The sequence below is a fragment of the Seohaeicola saemankumensis genome, from assembly GCF_042678485.1.
In the GTDB taxonomy this organism is placed as follows: domain Bacteria; phylum Pseudomonadota; class Alphaproteobacteria; order Rhodobacterales; family Rhodobacteraceae; genus Seohaeicola; species Seohaeicola saemankumensis.
Genome location: NZ_JBHTKR010000014.1, coordinates 1 through 7939 on the forward strand (window position 1 = coordinate 1; position 7939 = coordinate 7939).

Here is a 7939-nt window from a genome sequence, read left to right on the forward strand (position 1 = left end):
GACTGTCTGGTGATTGCTGGCGTTCGCCATTGTGTCCCTCTCTCGTTAAAGCCGTTCACTGATACCCGTTACGGGATGGGGTAGAGATACCTGCCGACGGTAACCGTGACAAGGCCACTCAAGCAGGCCTCCGCTGTTTCCAGTTCAGTGCCTGTTGTTTCCAGAGAATAACCCGAGGTTGTGTCGGGAAAGACAAGACGGGGCTTCAGTGTCCGCTTTCGCCCTCGCCACGGCCTGGAATACTCCTCCTAGATCCGCATTTGCCGTAAGTCTTGGGATTTGGTTTTTCGGCGTTTGCCGGACAAGACTTTTGCGAAAAGCGTTTGCTTGTAAAGCAACCAACCCTGTGTTGAACTGCACTGCGGATGTATCGCGCGGAAAGGGTTGCTGATGTCTCGAACAATGCCGGTCCATGCTGCCGTTGCCAACGCTCTCCAGGACCATGGGGTAGATGTGGTTTACGGCCTTATGGGCGACGCCAACCTGTTCATGGTGGACCACTACGTTCGAGAACTGGGCGGTCGATACGTGCCCGCCGCACACGAGGCGGGCGCGGTGTTGATGGCGCTGGGACATGCCTCTGTTACAAATGAGGTGGCGGTTGCCACTATTACCCACGGGCCGGCCATATCCAACGCGATCACCGCACTGGTTGAAGGCACCAAGGGCACACTACCGATCGTGGTGATGTGCGGCGATACGCCGATTGAGGACCCCGATCACATACAGGCCCTGGCCCAGCGCGCGTTGGTCGAGGCCACAGGCGCCGGGTTTGAGCAGATGAAAACACCGGCTACCGTCTCCCGCGATGTTGCCACGGCCTTCCGGCGCGCAAGGTTGGAACGCCGTCCCATCGTGCTGAATATGCCCTCGGCCATGATGTGGGAGCAAACCGAATACAAGAAAGCCGCGACCGAACTCCCCGACCTGCCAACCGCACCCGGCGAAAGCGATGCGCTGAATGAGGCCATCGGCATACTGGCCTCGGCCCGCCGCCCGGTGATCCTTGCTGGGCGCGGAGCAATTCATGCCCGGCATGCTCTGCTGGAACTTGCAGACCGCATCGGTGCGCCGGTAGCAACGACCCTGAAGGCCAAGGGTTTGTTCAACGGTGCGCCCTACGATCTTGGCGTTTGCGGCACCCTTAGTACGCCTGCCGCAAGTGACGTGATTGCATCCGCTGATTGCATTTTCGCCTTTGGCGCCGGGTTCAGTCGTTTCACCACCGTCCATGGCGCATTCCTCGCAAACACCCGCGTGGTGCAAGTCGACGATGATCCGCGCCAGCTCGGCCGCCGACACAGCCCAGATGCGATGCTGGTGGGTGATCCGGAACTAGTGGCCAAGACGATATTGAAATGGATCAATGAGGCCGAGATTCCATCGTCTCAGGCTACCGACACGATTGATCAGGAGGCACTTCGGGCGGGCCATCCTTTGCCCAAGCCCTCGAATGCGCCGGGGACTTTGGACTATTCCGTTGCGCTTGAACAGATCGACGCGGCATTTCCCGAAGATCGAATCTTTGTCTCAGATGCAGGCCGCTTCATGACTGAAGCCTGGTGCCGGATCGGTGTCTCGGCTCCTCGGAACATGGTGCCGGCGATCAACTCGGGCGCGATCGGAAACGGCATGGGCGTCGCCATTGGCGCGGCGGTGGCGCGCTCGGGGCAAAAGACGCTGTTCATGTGCGGCGACGGCGGGTTCATGATGGGCGGACTGGCCGAGTTCTCTTCGGTCGTACGCGAGGCTCTCGATATGGTCACGGTGATCTGCAACGACTCGGCGTATGGAGCAGAGTACATCCAGTTCACGGACAGGCAGCTCGATCCGGGGCTGTCCACCTTCTCTTGGCCGTCCTTCGCCGCAATGGCACAGACCATGGGTGCCAAAGGTCTGCGGGTCAGTTCACAAGCAGAACTCAAGGACGCTCTAGCGGTGATTGCGGACACGAAAGGCCCGGTCCTTTTGGAACTCGTGCTCGACCCGGCGTCGATGCCGCGGATGCACGCGTAGGGACAAACGCGCGCCCTGTAAAAAGGACCGTTCGTGTCATTGCAGAATTTCCAGCCCTCACCGAGACAAGGGCGCGTGGAAAGACGCCTACGGTACGCAACGTGGCGTACTGACGCCCAGCATCGGTGGTGGCCACTTGTGAGGCTTGATGATGAAGCCGTGCTACCCCGCTGGGGCAACCTTCGGGTCAATCCTTTTCAAGGCTTGGGCCATCGGCTGGGGCAGACCATTCGGACAAAAAGACCACCCTCAAATTGGAGGGAACAATCTCGATTCATGTGCGAGTGTTGGCTGGGGCGGTAGGATTCGAACCTACGGTACACGACGGCCAACACTGATGCCATTTCTGCAATGCTCTGGCATGAGAGCAGGGGGGTAAAAGTCAGTTCTTAGGGCAACGGTTGGGGCGATGGGGGCAGATTGAAAGGGCCGATTTGCGGGACAAAGCTGCCATTTGCAAACCTTCCAATTTTGAGAAACGGTTATTGCCCGGCCCTTGCCTGATTGAAATACGCAGAAAGCTAATCCCCCGGGGATGAGAGGCTTGAGAGTCTTAAATCTCTGACACGGCGGCCAACTTCCTGTAGCATGCATTAGTGATAGCATTTCTGGGAGATTAAGCACCGTGAAGACCGATTATCTCATCATTGGCTGCGGGGCTTCATCGATGTCGTTTCTCGATACCATGCTTGCCGAAACTGATGCGACCTTTGTGATCGTAGACAAGCGCGATGCGCCTGGCGGGCACTGGAATGACGCATATCCCTTCGTACGCTTGCACCAACCGTCTCGCTATTATGGAGTGGCCTCTCGTCCACTTGGCCGCGACAAGATAAATGAAAGTGGGCCAAATGCGGGTTTCTTTGAACTTGCCTCGGGCACCGAGGTCCTCGCTTATTTCCATACTTTAATGGAAGAGGTGTACCTTGCGTCAGGTCGCGTGACCTGGCTCCCGATGACAGAATGGCGTGACGACGATGAGGTTGTCGTCAACTTGATGACGGGTGTTGAAATCCCCGTAGAAGTAGATAAGGCCGTTGTTGACGGTCGCCGGATTGGCACTGAAATACCCCTAACTTATAAGAGACGTTTCAAGGTCGCCGAAAACGTCAAATGTATCCCGCCCAACGACTTGCCTCGCCATGCAGCCGGGCGCTCGGCCTTCGTCGTGATTGGTGCGGGCAAAACGGCCATGGACTCGGTTCTTTGGCTCCTCCGACACGGAGGTGACCCTGACAACATCACTTGGGTAAGGCCGCGTGACGCCTGGCTGCTGAATCGTCGGCGCTCGCAGCCAGGCATAGAGTTCTTTGATGACATGTTCGGTGGGGTTGCCCGCCAGATGGAAATCCTTTCGGAAGTCGAAGACTTGGAACAGTTGGGAAAGGCTCTGGAGGCTGAGGGTATTTGGCTGCGCTTAGACAAGACCTGCACTCCCGAAATGATGCACATGGCGGTGACCTCAGAAGGAGAAGTGGAAGCACTGGCAAGCGTAAGCAACGTAGTCCGGATGGGCCACGTTACGCAAATCGAAGCTGGTCGATTGGTGTTTCAGCAGGGTGACTTTGCCATCCCGACTGATGCGCTCATAATCGACTGCGCAGCCAGCGCAGCTGCTGCGAATGTTACTGATCGAGCGCCAGTCTTCTCTGACGGGCGCATAAATCTTCAGATGATCCGAATGACACAACCAACCTTCAGCGCCGCTGTGATCGCTCACCTGGAAGCGACTGTGCAGGACGACGAAGTCAAACGAGCCGCCACGCAGGTCGCACCGATGATAGACACAGTCACCGATTGGGTCGACCGTCGTCTGACCACCATTATGAATGAGGCCCGATGGAAGGAAATCGAGGGGATGCCAGATTGGCTGGGCTCTTGCCGCCTCAATGCGCCCGCTCATGCCCTTTCTGCACTTGACCCTGCTGATGAGGACAAGGTGGCTATCCTTAATCGAATAGGTGCCGCGACACCGCTGGCATGCGAGAACATGCGCCGCCTGCTCGCTTAGGTTCAGGCTCTACCGAAGGACTATCACCTCTGAGGCAGCTTCTTCCCACAGCAGACATTTGAGAAGTCCAACCCTATGGCCGCCTTGCGGACGAAGCTGCAATTTGTGATTTGGCCGTTTCCATATTCGGAAGTGCCTGAAAATGGACCTGTATTAGGCCGCTTGAGCAATTTCACCACTGGGCAGCGTCGATACCAAACCATTCTTCCGTAAGGGCGTTCAAGCTACCATCCTGCGTCATATCGAAGATGCGATCCTCAAGATTAAACCTCAGGTCAACATCACCTGAACGCAATACCATCGAGACGCCAGGTCTAAGGTGAGCGTTTTCAGTAATCTTAACGAGCTTTCCGCCTGAGCCCGCGATCAAAGGCTCCAAGGTGGCCCGTTCACCAATCACCGCATCTGCTTCGCCGGTTTCAATGGCTTCTACGGCGGCCTCAATAGTCGGAAAAACCACGTTGGTATAACCTGTGGTTGGGAACCACCCATCAAATACCGGGTCGGCGATCGATCCCAGATGTTTCACATGCTTATGCAACTCAGTTCCCGGAGGCCCGACTGTAAGAAATGGATCGGGCTGGAGATAGGCAACCGTTTTCTCAACTCCAGCTCCCAACTCCGCATTGGACGGTATTGCTGCTATGATTATGTCGACGTCACCATCCCTTAGGGCGGAGGAAAGGACATCATATGGCATAGTTTTCCACTCACAGGACAAGTTGGCACGTGAGCACACAATTTCAGCGAAAGCCTTATCGAAGCCTTCTAGTGTTGATGGTTCCAGTGTGAATATCCGCGCATCATACGCTTCATCAGTGCCAATGGTTATGTTTTCTGCGAGAGCCTGAACCGGCAAAAATGCAAGGCCAGCCAAGAATATCCTGAAGCAATTCATAACAGCCCCCTTTTCTCAAAGTCGTGCAGAAATAAGCGCACACACCGATTCAATCAGTGTTGAGTCGCACGACCAAACGTTCGTTGATTTACATCAAGGCGGCTCGTACTACTTTCTGACGGCCGTATGTCACACGAGCACTTATCAAGCAAAAAAATGAAAACCAGTTCTTGAGAGACGCAAAAGGGTGAAGACGGTCACGTCAGGCTCATTAGCAAATGAACAACGATCTCCCAGCTTCGTCTTGAGCCAATCAACTGAACTCGCAACAAATAAACTGCCGCACTGCAGAATAGTCAGCTTCGGGCTCGAAGCGGACCTTCGCTGCGCTTTTCACTGAGGTCCGCAACGCGGACTTTTTTGCCGTTGGTTTGATCACGGTTCTTGACCGGTTGAGGCGAGGGGCCGCCGATCATCGCCCCGTGCATCAAGCCTGTCTGTGATGGACGGAACTGAAATGCTCGGGTAGCCTCGAATGAGTAGATAACCACTTTTAATAACGTTAGTGCGACCGGCAGACGGGGATATGCTATGGAGTTGATATTCTTTGATGATATCGAGGTGCCGTCTCGGTTCGACGGAACAAGCCAGACCATCGACCGTGAAGAAATGGTTGAGTTTGCACGAACCTGGGACCCACTGCCAATTCACCTCGATGAGGATTTTGCGCGCGAATATGGTGGGATCACGGCATCTGGACCGTATCTTCTGGCACTCCGCATCCGTCTAATCCATAAGTTGGAGCGCCAACCTGCCGTCATTGCATCTTTTGGATACGATGAAGTCAGGTTCAAGGCACCGGTTCACGCTGGTGATCGGATTTCTCTAGTTCTTGAAATGGAAAGCAAGCGCCTGTCTTCCTCGAAGCCCGACCGAGGAATTGTGACCGTGCGCCAGAGTTTGATCAATCAGGATGACGAAATTGTCTTAACCGTTTTGGATAATGTGCTGGTTCGAAAACAGGGCAACTGAGCCTAACGAGAAGGTCACTTTGGGCTCGCGCCGTCGTTCACTGAGGATGCCATGAATGTCCGCTATGGGCTCAAGCGAAGGACCTTCGCTGCAGGTCGGCCCAAGGTCCACTCTGCGGACGAAGCAGACCTTGACGCCCCTAGTGTCAACGGTTGCTTTTGAAATATTGCGCCCGCTGAGAAAAACACTATGGGCGGAAACGGGACCTTCTCTGCGAGCACAATGCACCGAGCGATTTCCGCGGGAGCTGACATTCAGACCAAATTAGAACAGAGTGTTTGCCTGCTCTGCCGCAAGGCAGCTCACGGTTTCCTTTAGGATTTAGAAGCCTTATCCGGCAGGCTTGAAGCTTGCAGCAAGACTGCTTGCTTTCTCTTGTGCAGCTACAAACTCTGCACTGGAGTACGCTTGTACCGTCTTCATATTTGAAACCGTACCAGAGGCACCGGCAACCATGAGTGCTGGGATGATATCTACCCCCTCAGCCCCCTCGCAGATCATCAAGAAGTCAGTCTCGCCAGTAGTCGCATAGTAGGAAATCAATTTACCTCCAACTGCCTCTACCAATGGCTTGACCGCAGCAGCTCTATCAGATGGGTTAGCAATCATACCTTTGATCGCCGAACCTGTGTAATTACCTGTAATTATGAAAGTCGCCATGTGTTCCTCCTACGAAACCTGAGCAGACACTCTCAATAGTGAGTGCCAGAAAGTTGACCTTGCGGCACCTTTGCAATCCATTCAATCATTTTCTCAACAGTATGGGCTCGAAGCAGACCTTCGCTGCATCGGCCACGAACGACCTCTTAGGGCCGAAACGCCACTGTCGGTTAAAGCGGAAAGCGGACCTGCGCTGCAGGCGCGAAGCAACAATGCCACAACGTCGGAAGCCGATATTCGGGCAGCCCTAAAACCGGGTCTTACTCTCCTCGTCTTGCATGCAGGTGGGTCGGCCTCAGGCCACCACATGCCGCGGCTCTTGCGTTTGCGATGCGCAGAGCAAGTCCCTTAGCGTAGCCTTCTTCGCCAAAGACCGCCACATACTGGCTTCGCCATTCATCGCTCTCCATCATTTTGACTTCTTGAGCGGCGGTTTTTGAATACCATTTGTTCCGGTCCCGAGTTTTTACTTGCTCAAGACCGGCTGCTATCATCTCGGCTTTTGTTTCTTCTGCTGTTTGCATTGAAAAACTGTGCCCAGTTAAAGAACGCCATTCGTTGTATCCCTCCAATTCATCCGCATCGGGACTGCGCAGCCAGTCACTGGCTGCGAACAGCCCGTCTGGTCTCAGGACACGAAATACCTCCCGGTAAAGAGTGGCTTTGTCTTCGAAATGAATAAGGGAATCCTTGCTGAAAACGATGTCAAAGCTCTGATCTTCAAACGGCAACGGACCCGCGTCGACCAGTCTCAGATCAACTACTTTTTCCAACTCGGCACTAGCAATGTTCTTCCTGCCTTTATCGATAAGGAATGGTTCAATATCGATCCCTACCAAGCGCTCGGGCTCTAAATCACGCGCGATGACAATATCGGTCCCTCCAGTGCCGCACCCAATATCAAGGACAACCTTACCCTTTACATCGATATCGCGAAGGATTTCTCGCACTTCCTCCGGGCCACCCGGCGATAGAAAGCCGACACCCCACTGCATTTCGAGTTTGGTAACGAACTCGGGTGGATATGATGTTTCTGACAATTTACGCCTCCTTTACGCTTCAAGGAATGGCCCACCGTAGCACACTACTTTCATAATGACCGCTTCGGGGAAGCTGCGCTGCGCCGCACCTGTTCGAGATGAATGTCCGCTTTGGGCCGATGACGAACCTTCGCTGCACGACCGACAATTCATAACTGTCCGTCGCCAAAGCCCAGAAGCAAGATTGTCGGCCCGGAGCCGCGCATTTACGCGCGCTACGTCCTGCCTGGAACAAAGGTCGCATTGCGTTCGAAGAACGGCCTCGGCCGATTGTGTGTCAGGCGACCTCGATCAGCGGATCGCGGCCGTCCCAGGTGCCAGTATGCCGGAGGAGCCGCGTGC

The 7939-nt window shown here is 54.9% G+C and carries 6 protein-coding genes; 3 read left to right on the top strand and 3 right to left on the bottom strand.

Features of this window, described 5'->3' with window-relative positions:
• Positions 1-390 precede the first annotated feature (390 nt).
• Positions 391-2016 (top strand): thiamine pyrophosphate-binding protein, encoded by a 1626-nt coding sequence (locus ACFQ3C_RS18775; protein WP_380795202.1) that lies wholly within the window; start codon positions 391-393, stop codon positions 2014-2016.
• A gap of 625 nt (positions 2017-2641) precedes the next feature.
• Positions 2642-4027 carry a hypothetical protein gene (locus ACFQ3C_RS18780; RefSeq protein WP_380795205.1) on the top strand — a complete coding sequence of 462 codons (1386 nt, stop codon included), beginning with the start codon at positions 2642-2644 and terminating at the stop codon, positions 4025-4027.
• A 172-nt stretch (positions 4028-4199) separates the two neighbouring features.
• On the opposite strand, the gene ACFQ3C_RS18785 is transcribed toward ACFQ3C_RS18780, so the two are convergent.
• Positions 4200-4904 (bottom strand): transporter substrate-binding domain-containing protein, encoded by a 705-nt coding sequence (locus tag ACFQ3C_RS18785; RefSeq protein WP_380795207.1) that lies wholly within the window; start codon positions 4902-4904, stop codon positions 4200-4202.
• A gap of 552 nt (positions 4905-5456) precedes the next feature.
• Here ACFQ3C_RS18785 and ACFQ3C_RS18790 point away from each other — a divergent pair.
• Positions 5457-5897, top strand: a complete 441-nt coding sequence (locus tag ACFQ3C_RS18790; protein WP_380795209.1) for a MaoC/PaaZ C-terminal domain-containing protein — start codon at positions 5457-5459, stop codon at positions 5895-5897.
• A 330-nt stretch (positions 5898-6227) separates the two neighbouring features.
• Here the strand turns inward: ACFQ3C_RS18790 and ACFQ3C_RS18795 are convergent, their stop codons facing one another.
• Both ACFQ3C_RS18795 and ACFQ3C_RS18800 read right to left on the bottom strand, forming a co-directional pair.
• The gene (locus ACFQ3C_RS18795; protein ID WP_380795212.1) at positions 6228-6557 is read right to left on the bottom strand and encodes a GYD domain-containing protein; all 330 of its coding nucleotides are present in this window, start codon (positions 6555-6557) and stop codon (positions 6228-6230) included.
• A 260-nt stretch (positions 6558-6817) separates the two neighbouring features.
• Positions 6818-7597, bottom strand: coding sequence for a class I SAM-dependent methyltransferase (locus ACFQ3C_RS18800; protein WP_380795214.1), 780 nt, complete (start codon positions 7595-7597; stop codon positions 6818-6820).
• Positions 7598-7939 lie beyond the last annotated feature (342 nt).

Excerpts from the sequence above, each read along its gene's own strand:
- ACFQ3C_RS18795 (WP_380795212.1), bottom strand. The coding sequence starts at position 6,557 with ATGGCGACTTTCATAATTACAGGTAATTACACAGGTTCGGCGATCAAA.
- ACFQ3C_RS18790 (WP_380795209.1), top strand. The coding sequence starts at position 5,457 with ATGGAGTTGATATTCTTTGATGATATCGAGGTGCCGTCTCGGTTCGAC.
- ACFQ3C_RS18775 (WP_380795202.1), top strand. The coding sequence starts at position 391 with ATGTCTCGAACAATGCCGGTCCATGCTGCCGTTGCCAACGCTCTCCAG.